The organism is Pseudomonas sp. WS 5059 (assembly GCF_012985525.1).
Taxonomy (GTDB): Bacteria; Pseudomonadota; Gammaproteobacteria; order Pseudomonadales; family Pseudomonadaceae; genus Aquipseudomonas.
The window spans coordinates 430,992-444,509 of record NZ_JAAQWO010000003.1 but is presented as its reverse complement, the minus strand read 5'-3'; the positions used below and the strand labels follow the sequence as shown (position 1 = coordinate 444,509).

Sequence of the window (13,518 nt, the reverse complement as noted above, 5' to 3'; positions counted from 1 at the left end):
GAGTAACCGCAATGCGCCTGGCTTTATTCGACTTGGACAACACGCTTTTGGGCGGCGACAGTGACCACGCCTGGGGTGATTACCTGTGTGAGCGCGGCATCCTCGATGCCGTTGCCTACAAGACCCGCAACGACGAGTTCTACCAGGATTACCTGGCCGGCAAGCTGGACAACGCCGCGTACCTGAACTTCAGCCTGGAGATCCTCGGCAGCACCGAGATGGCCCAGCTCGACGAATGGCACCGCGACTTCATGCGCGACTGCATCGAGCCGCTGATGCTGCCCAAGGCGGCTGAACTGCTGGCCAAGCACCGCGCCGCCGGTGACACTCTGGTGATCATCACCGCCACCAACCGCTTTGTCACCGCGCCGATTGCCGCACGTTTGGGGGTTGAAACCCTGATCGCCACCGAATGCGAGATGGCCGATGGCCGCTACACCGGGCGCAGCACCGATGTACCGTGCTTTCGCGAGGGCAAGGTCACGCGCTTGAATCGTTGGCTGGAAGAGACCGGGTATAGCCTGCAAGACAGCTATTTCTATAGCGACTCGATGAATGACCTGCCGCTGCTGGAGCAGGTGACCCACCCGGTGGCGGTGGATCCGGACCCGAATCTGCGGGCCGAGGCCCAGAAGCGTGGCTGGCCGGTGATTAGCCTGCGCGGCTGATAAAGCTTTCGCGAGCAAGCCCGCTCCCACATTCGACTGCATTCCAAAGGTGGAGCCCGATCAAATGTGGGAGCGGGCTTGCTCGCGAATGAAGGCGACCCGGTTTCAAGCCTTAAACGGGTTTGGCACCCATCAACCCGGCAATCGCCACAAACCCCACCAGGCTGACAACCGCCAGGGCCAGGGTGAACTTCGCACTGCCCGTACCGCCCAGCCGCAGGCGATTGAGGCGCACCACCAGCCAGAACCAGGCCAGCGCCGCCACGGTGTAGATCACGCTGGAGCCCAGGATCCATGTCTGCCCCAATGGCCAGCCGATCAGGTGCACCAGCCACCAGCCGGTAAACGGCATGCTTACCAGGCTTACGCCCATCAACAACCAGACAAACAGCCATGGCCGGTGCAACGTAACCGCCGGGCCGGCGGCGCGCTTGCGCCAGCTCAGTACGGCCAGCGCCAGGCCACTGGCCAACAGCAGTACTGTTGCCACCATGTGGATCGTCTTGAGGGTCGTCAGATATTCCATGCTCTCGATTCCTTAAAGGCCGCCCAGTCAGCGTAGTCGCTCAACCGAGGAACAGCTGATAGGCCGGGTTGTCACTTTCATCCCAATACGGGTAGCCAATCGCTTCCAATGCCGCTGGCACCAGGTGGCGCTCGTTTGCCGGCACCTGCAGCCCAGCCACCACGCGGCCATCGGCCGCACCGTGGTTGCGATAGTGGAACATCGAGATGTTCCAGCGCCCGCCCAACTTATTCAGAAAGTTGAACAAAGCCCCAGGACGCTCCGGGAACTCGAAGCGAAACACCACTTCATTGCTGACATGCGCCGCATGCCCGCCGACCATATGGCGGATGTGCAGCTTGGCCAGCTCGTTCTCGGTCAGGTCCAGCACCGGGAAACCCTGCTCGCTCAGGCTGGCAATCAACGCGCTGCGCGGGTCGGTTTCCGGGTGGGTCTGCACCCCGACAAAAATGTGCGCTTCGCTGCCGGAGTGGTAGCGGTAGTTGAATTCGGTGATCTGGCGCTTGCCCACGGCCTCGCAGAAGGCCTTGAAGCTGCCCGGGCGCTCGGGGATGGTCACGGCAATGATCGCCTCGCGACCTTCGCCCAGCTCGGCGCGCTCGGCCACATGGCGCAGGCGGTCGAAGTTGACGTTGGCCCCGGAATCAATGGCGACAAAGGTCTGGCCGCTGACGCCACGGGTCTCCACATACTTCTTGATCCCGGCCACGCCCAATGCCCCTGCCGGCTCGGTGATGGAGCGGGTGTCGTCGTAGATATCCTTGATCGCCGCGCAGATTTCATCGGTGCTGACGGTGATCACTTCATCCACATAGTCCTTGCAGATATCGAAGGTGTGCTGGCCGATCTGCGCCACCGCCACGCCATCGGCAAAGATCCCCACGGCCGGCAGTACCACGCGTTCGCCCGCGGCCATGGCGGCTTGCAGGCAGTTGGAGTCGTCCGGCTCGACACCGATGATCTTGATCTCCGGGCGCAGGTACTTCACGTACGCCGCGATGCCGGCAATCAGGCCGCCGCCGCCCACCGGGACGAAAATCGCATCCAGCGGCCCTGGGTGCTGGCGCAGGATTTCCATCGCCACGGTGCCCTGCCCGGCAATGGTGTGTGGATCATCGTAGGGGTGAATGTAGACGTAGCCTTTTTCGTCGACCAGTTTCAGCGAGTACGCCAGCGCTTCCGGAAAGGAGTCGCCATGCAGCACCACTTTGCCGCCACGGGAACGCACGCCTTCGACTTTGATCTCCGGGGTGGTCTTGGGCATCACGATGGTGGCCTTGACCCCCAGCACCTTGGCCGCCAGGGCCAGGCCCTGGGCATGGTTGCCCGCCGAGGCGGTGACCACGCCACGGGCACGTTCTTCGGCGCTCAGTTGGGTCAGCTTGTTGTAGGCGCCGCGAATCTTGAAGGAGAACACCGGCTGCAAGTCTTCACGCTTGAGCCAGACCTTGTTGCCCAGGCGCTCGGAGAGCTGGCGGGCGGTCTGCAACGGGGTTTCCACGGCAACGTCGTAAACGCGCGAGGTGAGGATCTTCTTGACGTAATGTTCGAGCATCGGAAAGCATCACTGGGCGGGTTGGGCAGGGCCGAGGAGTCTAACCCGCCTCTTGGCCGGACGACCACACGAATCCAGAGGTTTTGTTGGGTTATACTCGCGCCCCTCTTTACTCCCCGCCCGTTCCGGAGCCCGCATGACCCAGGATCAACTCAAACAGGCAGTGGCCCAGGCCGCCGTCGATTTAATCCTTCCTAAACTCGACGATAAAAGCATCGTCGGCGTCGGCACCGGCTCCACCGCCAATTGCTTTATCGATGCGCTGGCCCTGCACAAGGGCGCGTTCGACGGCGCCGTGGCCAGCTCCGAAGCCACCGCCGCGCGCCTCAAGGGCCATGGTATTCCGGTGTACGAGCTCAATACCGTGAGCGACCTGGAGTTCTACATCGACGGCGCCGATGAAAGCGACGAGCACCTGAACCTGATCAAGGGCGGCGGCGCAGCCCTGACCCGCGAGAAGATCGTCGCAGCCGTGGCCAAGACCTTTATCTGCATCGCCGACGCCAGCAAGCTGGTGCCAGTGCTGGGCAACTTCCCGCTGCCCGTCGAAGTGATCCCCATGGCCCGCAGCCACGTGGCCCGCGAGCTGGTGAAACTGGGAGGCGACCCGGTGTACCGCGAAGGCGTGCTGACCGATAACGGCAACATCATCCTCGACGTATTCAACATGCAGATCACCAACCCGGTGGAGCTGGAGACCCAGATCAATGCCATCGTCGGCGTGGTCACCAACGGGTTGTTTGCAGCGCGGCCTGCCGATGTACTGCTGCTGGGGACCAGTGAAGGCGTTAAAACCCTCAAGGCCTGATGCTGTATGTGGGAGCTGGCTTGCCTGCGATGCAGGCGACTCGGTCTTTGAGCAAGACCGAGTTGATGCTATCGCAGGCAAGCCAGCTCCCACATTTGACCGAGTTGTACCCGATGTACATGTAACAAAAACGCTACTTTTCGCAGCATTCCCTCCCCCCGCCTGCCCCAATTTGTGCGCCAGCTCACGGCATCCCCTGCCATATCTGGTATCAAATCCGTTACAACTTATAGCCAGGCGACCCCCACTTCCAACAACGCGCCAATTCGCGACCGCCCCATGGAATGAGGCGCGCATTGTGCAATCGGTCCCGCCGAGCCACTCCCCCAACCACCTCAAGGAAGACCTTGTGATCAAGCCCCTAACCCTCGCTGTCAGCGTTGCCTGTGCCCTGCTGTCGACTCAATCCCATGCCTACGACTACGGCGAGCACGCCAATGTCACCCTGGAAAAGCTGATCACCGACTACCCAGGCCGCTATCGCGGCACGGCCAACTTTGCCGGGGCCGCCGACTGGATGCAGAGCCAGATGGGCAGCGCCTACAACATCAGCCGCCAGGACTTCACCTGGAATGGCGGCAGCCGCGCCTCGCAGAACGTGGTGGCCTACGCCGCCGGTACCAAACCGCAATACGTAGTGATTGGCGCGCACTTCGACACCTACTTCGGCCGCCCGACCCTGCAAGGCCTGGACGACAACGGCTCCGGCGCCAGCGTGCTGACCGAAGTGGCGAAGAACCTCGGTGGCCTGCAACTGGAAAACGGCCTGCAGATCGTCGGCTTCGGCGCCGAAGAGGAAGGCCTGCGCGGCTCCCGGGCGTTTGTCGACTCATTGAGCGCCAGCCAACGCGCCAATATGCTGGCCATGATCAACCTCGACAGCCTGATCACCGGCGACATGATGTACGCCCACGCCGGCCAGAACAGCACCGCCAACCCGGCCCTGGCGTCGTTACGCGAACACACGTTCCAGATCGCCAAGGAGTTGAACATCAACCTGTTCACCAACCCCGGCCTGGACGCGCAATACCCCGCCGGCACCGGCTGTTGCAGTGACGGCGAGGCCTTCGAGGCGCTGAACATCCCGATCCTGTATATCGAAGCCACCAACTGGGAACTGGGCGCCCTGGACGGCTACACCCAGACCAACAACCCGGCAATCCCCGGCGGCTCGACCTGGCACGACCCCAATGAAGACAACAAGACGGTCCTGACCAACGCCTTCGGCCAGGAACGCATCGACCAGCGCCTGCGCGACTATTCGCGCCTGCTCAGTCGCCTGGTGCTGGAGCTGACCAATGCCGACTTGATGGCGTCGACCACCTCGGGCGGCGCGGTTGCGCGCAATATGCAGGACAACCTGCAGCGCCAGCACCAGGCCATGGTGCGCCTGCATGACCGGCGCTGGCTGACTTTGCAAGCGGCCAGCCGTGAAGTCGGCAGCTTCGATGGCGAGATCGGCGTGGACGGCGAATACAACCCGGACAGCGGCTTCGACACCGCCCCCAACCCAGAGGCCCGGCGCCTGGGCCTGCATGCCCTGGGCGACTATCAACTGAGCAGCAGCCTGAACATCGGCGCCAGCCTGAGCTACCTCAACGGTCGCGACAAGCTGGAACACCGTGGCAAGCTGCAAAGCGACACCTGGCAAGCCGCGGTCTACGCCTTGTTGAACGATGGCGGCCCGACCTGGCTGGCTGGCGACCTGAGCGTGGGCCACAGCAGCTTCGACTCCAAGCGCAACCTGCTGATCCAGGCCAATGGTGGCCCCGTGCTGCTTAACCAGCAGTTGACTGGCGAGACCGACGCCCTGTCCCTGCGCGCCCGAGTGCTCGGCGGTTATGACTTCGACCTGGGCGCGATCAAGACCGGGCCGTTTGCCGGGCTCGATTACAGCCACTCGCGCATCGACAAGTTCCACGAGAAGCAGAACCTGCGCACCGCCCTTGAATATGAAGAACAGTCCTTCGATTCCCTGGAAGCCAGCCTCGGCTGGCGCGTGCGCGGTGCCGTGGCCCTGCCTTATGGCCTGAGCCTGATGCCCTACGGCGACATCGCCTGGGTCAAGGAATTGGCCGACGGCCGCCTCGACGACCTCGACCTGACCGCCCGCGCCGACGGCCAGGCCCGTACCGCACGCCTGGGCTCAGTGGACAAGAGCTTTGGCCGCGCACAGGTCGGCAGCCAATTGGCGATCACCCCGCAGCTTGGGGTGTACGCAGAGGTGAACGGCCGCCTGGGCCATGCCGAAGGCAGCCAGACCGGCTATTCGTTGGGTGTGCAGTGGATGTTCTGATCCGCGCTTACCGCTGCTCGGGCTTTTTCTTGAAGACATAGAACAGGTTCGGCTCACTCACCAGGTACAACGTGCCATCGTCATCCATGGCAATACCCTCGGCCTGGGGCACGCGTTTTTTCAGGCCATTGCGCCCCTTGAGCAGCGACAAGCTGCTCAAGGGGCGACCGTCGATATCCAGCTCCAGCACCAGGTACGACTCATCGGACAGCGCCAGCAAATGGCCACTACGCTCATCGTATTGCAGGCTGGACAGGTCGCGTACAAACAGCCCGGCATCGCGCCGGGGGTTGTTGACCACGTGGACCGAGTAGGTTTTTTCCGGTTTGAAATGGGGAAAGCCGTGCACTTCGTAGATCAGCATCGGGTCCCGTTCCTTGGCGACAAACAGGCGCTTGCCCACTGAGTCATAGGCCAGCCCTTCAAAGCCTTTATTGCCCTTCAGGTGCACACCCAGGGTCATTTGCTCGGCCTCGGCCGCGTCGAGAAACTGCGTGTCGTCCTCCAGGTGAATCTTGATCAGCCGCTGCTGGCGTTCATCGCTGACCACGTAGGTGTTTTCGCTGATGAACTCCACCGCCTCGGCATCGCCAAACCCCACCAGGTTGATGCGCCGCAGGATCTTGCCGTCCAGGGACAGTTCCACCAGTTCGGCGTTTTGGTTGGTCACGGTAAACAGGCTCTTGCGCACCGGGTCGTAGGTCAGCGCCGAGACATCATCATCCAGGCCTTCAATCACCTGGGCTTCCAGCACCACCTCATAGTCCGCCAGGCCAATGGAGCGTTCATCCAGCGGCTGGCGCCAGGTCTGCCAGTTGAACCAGGCGCGCTCGAATAAACGAAACTGCTGGGCGACCACGCCCACAGCAACCAGGGCGATCAACACTAGGATAAGAAGGGCAGGTTTGGGGCGGGCAAATCGGCGCATGGGGGCTGGCTCAAAGTCAAAACTGGCAAATGAATATCACAGCCATCTGAATTTAAACTTAAACGCAGCTCAGTGTCTGGGGAATGCCGCTCATAGAGAAGAATCCGACGTAATCAATCGGCTATTTCTGCTTCTCGAAGCGGTAGAACAAATTGGGCTCGCTGACCATGTACAGGGTGCCGTTTTCGTCCATGGTCACGCCTTCGGCGCGGGGGATGGTGTTTTTCAAGCCGTTGAAGCCGCCCAGTACAGTCATGAAGCTGACTTGCTCGCCCTTCTCGTCCAGTTCCAGCAGCAGATGGGAGTCGGCGGACAGTACCAACAGGTGGCCGGTACGCGGATCGACACTCAGGGCCGAAAGGTTGCGGATATCCAGCTCGGAGCTGGGCAATTTCTGCTTGTCGCCCGCCAGGACCTGGCTGCCGTCGCTGGCCCAGGTAAACAGTTGCGCTGGGCGCTCGATACCCAGCACCAGCTGTTGATTGCGTTTGTCCCAGGTGATGGCCTCGAACGCCTTGTTCTGGTTCTTGGAGGGGCCCAGGTCGTAGCTCGGGTAGTCGGCGAAGGCCAGTTGCCGCGTGTCGGCATCGACCTTGACCAGGGTCACGTTGTGCCTGCGCTCATCCACGATGGCCAGCACGCCGTTTTCCATGACCGTCACACCTTCCGGGTTGCTCCAGCCCACCATCGGAATCTTGCGCAACACATCACCCTGCAGGCTCAGCTCCACCAGGAACGGGTTTCTGCCCATGACGGCGAACAGGGTCTTGGTCCTGGGGTCGTAGGCCAGATCCGAAGCTTCGTCCTTTTCCATGCCAGGCAACGGCTTGGCGTCGATCACCGCCTGGTAATCCGGAAGCCAGATGCTCTCGCGACGCTCCATCGGGCTTTCAAACCGCTCCAACACCCACAACGCGCCCCGGTCATCCCAGTGCATCAACCAGGAAATCCCGTACATGATCGCCCCGGCCAGGAATAGCCAGGAATACCAGCGCATGTTCAAGCGCGAACGAAGAGTGGGTTTCACAGAAGGGAGGGGCACGGCCATGGAGGCATTCCAGATAATCGGCTGTAGGTGATGGCCCAGGCTCAGAGCGCCTGCGTGCCATATGACCGAGGATTATCCGGATGGAGTGTGAAAAAAATGCAAAGCCCCGATGTGCGCAGTACGCGCAAATAATCTGTGTACAAGCTTGTGTGGGAGCCGGGCTTGCCCGCGATGCAAGCACCGTGGTGCATCAGGCACACCGCGGTGATGCTATCGCAGGCAAGCCAGCTCCCACACAAGCCGGCTCCTACAGAGAGATGGGGTTAGCGTACGGCGCTTTCGAAGCGGCTGACACCCGGCAGTTCCAGCACCAGTTCGTCACCCACTTCCAGCGGGCCCACGCCCACAGGGGTTCCGGTCAGGATCACATCCCCGGCCTGCAGCGAGAAGCAGCCCGCCATGTGCTGGATCATCGGCACGATCGGGTTGAGCATTTGCGCGCTGTTGCCGTCCTGGCGCACCTGGCCATTGATGGTCAGGCGAATGCCGATATCGGTCAGGTCGGGGAAGGTGCTGCCCACCACGAACGGCGCAATGACTGCCGCACCGTCGAAGGACTTGGCGATTTCCCACGGCAGGCCCTTGGCCTTGAGCTCGGACTGCTTGTCGCGCAAGGTCAGGTCCAGGGCCGGGGCGAAGCCGGAGATGGCGTCCAGCACTTCTTCACGGCTCGGGGTTTTCGACAGCGGTTTGCCGATCAACACCGCGATTTCCGCTTCGTAGTGCACCGAACCGCGCTCGGCTGGAATGGCAAAGCCGCCTTCCAACGGCACCACGCAACTGCCCGGCTTGATAAACAGCAGGGGCTCGGTCGGCACCGGGTTGTCCAGTTCCTTGGCGTGTTCGGCGTAGTTGCGCCCGATGCAGACCACTTTGCCCAGTGGAAAGTGGATGTTGGTGCCGTCGACGTACTTGTGCTGATAGCTCATGGACCGCTTCCTCTTTCGTGATGGTTAAACAGCGAAGATCTTGCCCGGGTTCATGATCCCGTTCGGGTCGAACACGGCTTTCACTGCCTTCATATATTCGATTTCAACCGGAGAGCGGCTGTAAGTCAGGTAATCGCGCTTGGTCATGCCCACGCCGTGTTCGGCGGAGATCGAGCCGTTGTACTTCTCGACGGTCTCGAACACCCACTTGTTGACGGTGGCGCACTTGGCGAAGAACTCGTCCTTAGACAGGTTTTGCGGCTTGAGAATGTTCAAGTGCAGGTTGCCATCGCCGATGTGGCCGAACCAGACAATTTCGAAGTCTGGATAGTGTTCGCCGACGATCGCGTCGATTTCCTTGAGGAATGCCGGCACTTTCGACACGGTGACCGAAATGTCGTTCTTGTAGGGCGTCCAGTGGGAGATGGTCTCGGAGATGTACTCGCGCAGCTTCCACAGGTTGTGCAACTGGGTTTCGCTCTGGCTCATCACGCCATCGAGCACCCAGCCCTGTTCGACACAGTGCTCGAAGGTTTCCAGGGCGTGGTTGGCGACTTCTTCGGTGGTGGCTTCGAATTCCAGCAGGGCGTAGAACGGGCAATCGGTCTCGAACGGCGCCGGCACATCGCCACGGCCGAGGACTTTGGCCAGGGCCTTGTCAGAGAAAAACTCGAACGCCGTCAGGTCCAGTTTGCTTTGGAACGCGTGCAGCACCGGCATGATCGAGTCGAAGTCAGTGGTGCCCAACACCATTGCGGTGAGGTTTTTCGGGGCCCGGTCCAGGCGCATGGTGGCTTCGACCACAAAACCCAGGGTGCCTTCAGCGCCGATAAACAGCTGGCGCATGTCGTAGCCGGTGGCGTTCTTGATCAGGTCGCGGTTCAGTTCCAGCACATCGCCTTTGCCGGTGACGACCTTCATGCCCGCTACCCAGTTACGGGTCATGCCGTAGCGAATCACCTTGATCCCGCCGGCATTGGTGCCGATATTGCCGCCAATCTGGCTGGAACCGGACGACGCGAAGTCCACCGGGTAGTACAGGCCGTTTTCTTCGGCGACGTTCTGCAATTGCTTGGTGACCACGCCCGGCTGGCACACGGCGGTGCGATCGGTGAGGTTCACATCGAGGATCTGGTTCATGTAGTCGAACGACACCACCACTTCGCCATTGGCCGCCACGGCAGCCGCCGACAGGCCGGTACGCCCGCCGGACGGCACCAGCGCCACCTTGTGCGTGTTGGCCCAGCGAACAATGGCCTGCACTTGCTCAATGGTCTTGGGGAAGACGATAGCGGTCGGCGCGGGGGCGAAGTGCTTGGTCCAATCCTTGCCGTAAGCCTCCAGGGAGTCTGCATCGGTCAGCACTTTGCCGGGCTCAACCAGGGTCTTTAGCTCATCAATCAGGGCAGGATGGGTCATCGACAGAACTCTCGAACAATTCATGGTCATCCTGAGAACGCTTCACGTCGCAGGAATGAGTGTTTAGCGGGGCGCGTATGCTAGCATACCGCCCCCGCAGGACAGAGCCCAAGGGCGTTTCTGCGGTGACGGCTTTCCTGCCGTCCGGGTCAGCTTGCGCTGCTCGATTCCCTGCCATTTTTCTCCGGGATACAGGTTTACGCAGATGAGCAAGACTTCTCTCGATAAGAGCAAGATCAAGTTCCTTCTTCTGGAAGGCGTCCACCCATCGGCCGTCGACGTCCTAAAGGCCGCCGGGTACACCAGCATTGAGTACATCACCAGTTCTCTGCCGGAATCCCAGCTCAAGGAAAAGATCGCCGACGCGCACTTTATCGGCATTCGCTCCCGCACCCAGCTGACCGAAGAGATCTTCGACCACGCCAAGAAGTTGGTGGCGGTCGGTTGTTTCTGCATCGGCACCAACCAGGTCGACCTCAATGCAGCGCGCGAGCGCGGTATCGCGGTGTTCAACGCCCCGTACTCCAACACCCGTTCCGTGGCGGAGCTGGTGTTGGCGGAAGCCATCCTGCTGTTGCGCGGTATCCCTGAGAAGAACGCTTCCTGCCACCGTGGCGGCTGGATCAAGAGCGCGGCCAATTCCTTCGAAATTCGCGGTAAAAAGCTGGGTATCGTCGGTTACGGCTCCATTGGTACCCAACTGTCGGTATTGGCTGAAGGCTTGGGCATGCAGGTGTTCTTCTACGACACCCTGACCAAGCTGCCGTTGGGCAACGCCACCCAGGTGTCGAGCCTGACCGAACTGCTGGGCATGTCCGACATCGTCACCCTGCACGTGCCGGAAACCGCTGAGACCCAGTGGATGATCGGCGAGAAGGAAATCCGCGCCATCAAGAAGGGCGGGATCCTGATCAACGCCGCACGCGGCACCGTGGTCGAGCTGGATGCCCTGGCCGACGCGATCAAGGACAAGCACCTGATCGGCGCTGCCATCGACGTGTTCCCGGTGGAGCCACGCTCCAACGACGACATCTTCGAAAGCCCGCTGCGTGGCCTGGACAACGTGATCCTGACCCCGCACATCGGCGGCTCCACCGCTGAAGCCCAGGCCAACATCGGCCTGGAAGTGGCAGAGAAGCTGGTCAAGTACAGCGACAACGGTACGTCGGTGTCCTCGGTCAACTTCCCGGAAGTGGCCCTGCCGGCTCACCCTGGCAAGCACCGCCTGCTGCACATCCACCAGAACATTCCTGGCGTGATGATGGAGATCAACAAGGTCTTCGCGGAAAACGGCATCAACATCTCCGGTCAGTTCCTACAGACCAACGAGAAGGTCGGCTACGTGGTGATCGACGTAGACGCCGAGTACTCGGACCTGGCGCAAGAGAAGCTGCAGCACATCAGCGGTACTATTCGTAGCCGCGTGTTGTTCTAAGGTTTCAAGCGCACCACGAAAAAGGGAGCCCCACGGGGCTCCCTTTTTTTCGTCTGAACAAATCTTACTTCACCGTAACAGTGATCACTTTTGAGGCTACAGTAGGTTCGAACTGACGATGCAGGTTATCGCCCGCCACCAGTTGCAGCGTGTGCTTGCCTGGGGCCAGGGTCAGTTCGGTCTTGGTTTGCGCCTTGCCGAAGTGGATCACAGTGTCGGTGGCCGGAATCGGCTGGCTTGGATCAGGCAGTTGCGCCTGGTCGACCAGCAGGTGGTGATGGCCTGCACCCGGGACTTGTTTGTCGATGGGCTCCAGATCCATGCCCTTGATGCCAAACTCGACGGTGAAGGTCTTGTCGACGGTGGCGCCATCCTTGGGCGAAACAATGAACACTTCAGCCCCTTTGGGTGCCGGTGTGCGCGGGATATCCGCCGCAGACGCCAGCATTGAAGCCCCCAGCAGCAGGCTGGCCAGGGTTGCACGAGACAAAATGGCTTTCATTAACTTCTCCAGTTTTTCTATGAAATCTGTAGGGTTAAGACAACTTAGTGACGAAACGTTGTCCAAGGCACTCAACACCATAGCAAAGCGAGCCTTAACCGCGTCTCGCACCTTCGAATTCTTTAGGAGTGACCATGCGTTTTTTGCCTGGCCTGTTACTTGTGCTGCCTTTGCTGAGCCCCTTGGCTCACGCCGAACTGTTCGACGAGGTGTTTGACCGTGGCGAACTGCGCATTGCCCTGGAAGCGGACACGCCGCCCTTCAACTTCAAGGAAGGCGACAAACTCACCGGCTTTGAAGTGGACCTGGGTGAGTTGCTGGCTCGGGAAATGGACGTACGCGCCTCCTTTATCACCACCGACGACAGCGACTTGCTGCCCGGTGTGGAAAGCGGCAAGTACGACGTGGCGATCAACCACATCGCTGTGACTCCTGAACTGCGGGATCGTTTCGATTTCAGCGCGCCTTATAGCTATGCCAATGCCCAGATGCTTGCTAACAAGCAGCAAAAACCCCTGTTGAGCGGCCTGAATACACTCACCAGCAGTCAATTTGCCGCCAAGCCCACCGCAGGCGTGGATTTGCGCAGCCGGGTCGATGCCAAGGCCACGCTGACCCTGGCCATCCCCTTCCAGAAGGGCAACCCGGCGTTCAAATCGAGCCTGGACAAGGCACTGGAGCGGATCAAGGCCGATGGACGGCTGACGGCGCTGTCGGAAAAGTGGTTTGAGGCTGACACCAGCAAACCTGCCAAATAACCAATGTGGGGCCAGGTTTGTGTGTGTGAGTGGGCTTGTGTGGGAGCGGGCTTGCTCGCGAAAGCGGTGTGTCAGTCAACAAATCTGGCACTGATAAACCGCATTCGCGAGCAAGCCCGCTCCCACAAAAGGATGGTCCTACATGGGATTTAAGCGGGGTTTGAGAGCTCGTCCAGGGCTACCGCCGCCTCGGCCAGCTCCAGCTCGCTGAACACCTGTACCCCATGGCGCTTGAGCAACGCCGCCGTCACGCCTTCGCCCGTGACTTTGACCCCACTGAAGGTGCCGTCATACGTCAGCAGGTTGCCGCAAGACGGGCTGTTGGCCTTGAGCACGGCGATGCGGATGCCATGGCGCTGCACCAGGGCCAGAGCCTGGCGCGCACCCTCGACAAAGGCGTCACTGAAGTCTTCGCCATCGGCGGTCAGCACTTGGGCGCGGCCTTCCCACACCGCCATCCCCTGCCCGCCCGGAATCTCGGCAGATGGCCGTGGGGTAGGCAGGCCACCGGCCACCTCCGGGCATACCGCAACCACCCGGCCTTCGGCCTGCCAGGCGGCCAGTTGGTCAAACGGCCCGCTGGCCCCACCGTCGTAACGTACGCGATGCCCCAGCAGGCAGCGGCTGACCAGAATCTTTTGCATGC

The 13,518-nt window shown here is 61.0% G+C and carries 13 protein-coding genes; 5 read left to right on the top strand and 8 right to left on the bottom strand.

What is annotated here, in order from left to right; translation table 11 throughout:
• The first annotated feature begins 11 nt into the window (after positions 1-11).
• Positions 12-668, top strand: a complete 657-nt coding sequence (locus tag HBO12_RS10955) for a histidinol-phosphatase (protein WP_169954965.1) — start codon at positions 12-14, stop codon at positions 666-668.
• Between the two features lie 112 nt (positions 669-780).
• On the opposite strand, the gene HBO12_RS10950 is transcribed toward HBO12_RS10955, so the two are convergent.
• The gene (locus HBO12_RS10950; RefSeq protein WP_170042135.1) at positions 781-1,194 is read right to left on the bottom strand and encodes a DUF2269 family protein; all 414 of its coding nucleotides are present in this window, start codon (positions 1,192-1,194) and stop codon (positions 781-783) included.
• Positions 1,195-1,234: 40 nt separating this feature from the next.
• On the bottom strand, positions 1,235-2,749 hold the full coding sequence (ilvA, locus tag HBO12_RS10945; RefSeq protein WP_170042134.1) for a threonine ammonia-lyase, biosynthetic: 1,515 nt from the start codon (positions 2,747-2,749) through the stop codon (positions 1,235-1,237).
• A 136-nt stretch (positions 2,750-2,885) separates the two neighbouring features.
• Between ilvA and rpiA the strand changes: the two genes are divergently transcribed.
• Together rpiA and HBO12_RS10935 are read left to right on the top strand one after the other, a co-directional pair.
• Positions 2,886-3,557, top strand: coding sequence for a ribose-5-phosphate isomerase RpiA (rpiA, locus tag HBO12_RS10940; RefSeq protein WP_029289406.1), 672 nt, complete (start codon positions 2,886-2,888; stop codon positions 3,555-3,557).
• Between the two features lie 349 nt (positions 3,558-3,906).
• Positions 3,907-5,853: an autotransporter domain-containing protein gene (locus HBO12_RS10935; RefSeq protein ID WP_170042133.1), complete on the top strand. Its 1,947-nt coding sequence runs from the start codon at positions 3,907-3,909 to the stop codon at positions 5,851-5,853.
• Between the two features lie 7 nt (positions 5,854-5,860).
• Here HBO12_RS10935 and HBO12_RS10930 read toward each other — a convergent pair whose 3' ends face one another.
• The 4 genes from HBO12_RS10930 to HBO12_RS10915 form a co-directional block, all read right to left on the bottom strand.
• A complete protein-coding gene (locus tag HBO12_RS10930) occupies positions 5,861-6,781 on the bottom strand; it encodes an SdiA-regulated domain-containing protein (RefSeq protein WP_169954969.1) in 921 nt (306 codons plus the stop codon).
• Between the two features lie 121 nt (positions 6,782-6,902).
• A complete protein-coding gene (locus HBO12_RS10925) occupies positions 6,903-7,829 on the bottom strand; it encodes an SdiA-regulated domain-containing protein (protein WP_169954970.1) in 927 nt (308 codons plus the stop codon).
• Between the two features lie 263 nt (positions 7,830-8,092).
• Positions 8,093-8,758: a fumarylacetoacetate hydrolase family protein gene (locus HBO12_RS10920; RefSeq protein WP_170042132.1), complete on the bottom strand. Its 666-nt coding sequence runs from the start codon at positions 8,756-8,758 to the stop codon at positions 8,093-8,095.
• A 24-nt stretch (positions 8,759-8,782) separates the two neighbouring features.
• Positions 8,783-10,177 carry an FAD-binding oxidoreductase gene (locus tag HBO12_RS10915; protein WP_169954972.1) on the bottom strand — a complete coding sequence of 465 codons (1,395 nt, stop codon included), beginning with the start codon at positions 10,175-10,177 and terminating at the stop codon, positions 8,783-8,785.
• A gap of 205 nt (positions 10,178-10,382) precedes the next feature.
• On the opposite strand from HBO12_RS10915, the gene serA reads away from it, so the two are divergent.
• On the top strand, positions 10,383-11,612 hold the full coding sequence (gene serA / locus HBO12_RS10910) for a phosphoglycerate dehydrogenase (protein ID WP_029289418.1): 1,230 nt from the start codon (positions 10,383-10,385) through the stop codon (positions 11,610-11,612).
• A gap of 64 nt (positions 11,613-11,676) precedes the next feature.
• Here the strand turns inward: serA and HBO12_RS10905 are convergent, their stop codons facing one another.
• A complete protein-coding gene (locus HBO12_RS10905) occupies positions 11,677-12,114 on the bottom strand; it encodes a DUF4399 domain-containing protein (RefSeq protein WP_169954973.1) in 438 nt (145 codons plus the stop codon).
• A gap of 134 nt (positions 12,115-12,248) precedes the next feature.
• Here HBO12_RS10905 and HBO12_RS10900 point away from each other — a divergent pair, with 134 nt between their 5' ends.
• Positions 12,249-12,872 carry a transporter substrate-binding domain-containing protein gene (locus tag HBO12_RS10900; RefSeq protein WP_169954974.1) on the top strand — a complete coding sequence of 208 codons (624 nt, stop codon included), beginning with the start codon at positions 12,249-12,251 and terminating at the stop codon, positions 12,870-12,872.
• A 149-nt stretch (positions 12,873-13,021) separates the two neighbouring features.
• Here the strand turns inward: HBO12_RS10900 and HBO12_RS10895 are convergent, their stop codons facing one another.
• Positions 13,022-13,516 (bottom strand): 2-thiouracil desulfurase family protein, encoded by a 495-nt coding sequence (locus HBO12_RS10895; RefSeq protein WP_170042131.1) that lies wholly within the window; start codon positions 13,514-13,516, stop codon positions 13,022-13,024.
• Positions 13,517-13,518: the final 2 nt, after the last annotated feature.

Coding starts and splice junctions, on each gene's coding strand:
- HBO12_RS10955 (WP_169954965.1), top strand. CDS start 12: ATGCGCCTGGCTTTATTCGACTTGGACAACACGCTTTTGGGCGGCGAC.
- serA (WP_029289418.1), top strand. CDS start 10,383: ATGAGCAAGACTTCTCTCGATAAGAGCAAGATCAAGTTCCTTCTTCTG.
- HBO12_RS10920 (WP_170042132.1), bottom strand. CDS start 8,758: ATGAGCTATCAGCACAAGTACGTCGACGGCACCAACATCCACTTTCCA.
- HBO12_RS10900 (WP_169954974.1), top strand. CDS start 12,249: ATGCGTTTTTTGCCTGGCCTGTTACTTGTGCTGCCTTTGCTGAGCCCC.
- rpiA (WP_029289406.1), top strand. CDS start 2,886: ATGACCCAGGATCAACTCAAACAGGCAGTGGCCCAGGCCGCCGTCGAT.
- HBO12_RS10925 (WP_169954970.1), bottom strand. CDS start 7,829: ATGGCCGTGCCCCTCCCTTCTGTGAAACCCACTCTTCGTTCGCGCTTG.
- HBO12_RS10895 (WP_170042131.1), bottom strand. CDS start 13,516: ATGCAAAAGATTCTGGTCAGCCGCTGCCTGCTGGGGCATCGCGTACGT.
- HBO12_RS10905 (WP_169954973.1), bottom strand. CDS start 12,114: ATGAAAGCCATTTTGTCTCGTGCAACCCTGGCCAGCCTGCTGCTGGGG.
- HBO12_RS10915 (WP_169954972.1), bottom strand. CDS start 10,177: ATGACCCATCCTGCCCTGATTGATGAGCTAAAGACCCTGGTTGAGCCC.
- HBO12_RS10930 (WP_169954969.1), bottom strand. CDS start 6,781: ATGCGCCGATTTGCCCGCCCCAAACCTGCCCTTCTTATCCTAGTGTTG.
- ilvA (WP_170042134.1), bottom strand. CDS start 2,749: ATGCTCGAACATTACGTCAAGAAGATCCTCACCTCGCGCGTTTACGAC.
- HBO12_RS10950 (WP_170042135.1), bottom strand. CDS start 1,194: ATGGAATATCTGACGACCCTCAAGACGATCCACATGGTGGCAACAGTA.